Source organism: Hydrogenophaga sp., assembly GCF_051007235.1.
Taxonomy (GTDB): domain Bacteria; phylum Pseudomonadota; class Gammaproteobacteria; order Burkholderiales; family Burkholderiaceae_C; genus Hydrogenophaga.
The window spans coordinates 1-1,075 of the sequence record NZ_JBPCSJ010000485.1 but is presented as its reverse complement, the minus strand read 5'-3'; the positions used below and the strand labels follow the sequence as shown (position 1 = coordinate 1,075).

1 protein-coding gene is annotated in these 1,075 nt (G+C 66.8%); it reads right to left on the bottom strand.

From position 1 onward, the window contains the following. A partial coding sequence (locus ACR2JA_RS17130; protein WP_434010283.1) for an ABC-F family ATP-binding cassette domain-containing protein occupies window positions 1-1,019 on the bottom strand: 1,019 nt, incomplete at its 3' end. Window positions 1,020-1,075: the final 56 nt, after the last annotated feature.

Sequence of the window (1,075 nt, the reverse complement as noted above, 5' to 3'; positions counted from 1 at the left end):
CCCCGCAGGATGGTGCCGGTGAAATCGCGGATCACCGTGCGCGGTTGGCCATCCGGGCCAGGGAAAGCCTTGGTCACCCGCTCCAGCTCCGCCACGATCTTGCCGCTGGCGCCACCGCTGGCCACTTCCAGCTTCACCCTGCCCACGGCATCGCGGCGCTGCGCGCGCTGCTCGCGCAAGCGCTCCAGCCGCGTGATGCGCCCCTGCGCCCGCGTGCGGCGCGCTTCCACGCCCTTGCGGATCCACACCTCTTCCTGGGCCAGCAGCTTGTCCGCTCGGGCGTTGATCACCGCCTCCTGCGTCATCTGCTCTTCCTTCAGGGTCTGGTACTGGGCGAAGTTGCCCGGGTAGCTCAGCAGGCGGCCGCGGTCCAGTTCCACCATGCGCGTGGCCACCCGGTCCAGAAACGCCCGGTCGTGGCTGATGGTCACCACGCTGCCGCGGTATTCCAGCAGCAGGTCCTCCAGCCAGGTGATGCTGTCCAGGTCCAGGTGGTTGGTCGGCTCGTCCAGCAGCAGCACGTCGGGGCGGCTCACCAGCGCCTGTGCCAGCGCCACGCGTTTCTTGTTGCCCCCGGACAAGGTGCCCACCTTCACGCCGCCGTCCAGGTGCAGGCGGTGCAGGGTCTCTTCCACCCGCTGTTCCCAGTTCCAGGCGTCCAGCGCCTCGATCCGGTTCTGCAGCTCCCCCAGGTCCAGTCCGTCCGCCCCACTCAAATACAGATCCCGCGCAGCCCGGGCGTCGCCCAGGCCCAGGCTGGCCGCTTCAAACACAGTGCTGTCCAGGTCGAGCACCGGCTCCTGTGGCACATAGGCCACCCGCAACCCGGTCTGCACTTGCAGAGTGCCATCGTCGGGCTTGTCCAGCCCAGCGAGGATCTTCAACAACGATGACTTCCCAGTCCCGTTGCGCCCGATCAGTCCGACGCGCTCTTGCGTCTCCAGCGCGAAGTCGGTGTGATCGAGCAGCGCCACATGGCCAAAAGCCAGTTGTGCGTCCTGCAGTGTGATGAGTGCCATGTGGAACCTGAAAACAAACAGCGTTCGATTATCCCGCCCGCTACACGGCTCCTTGG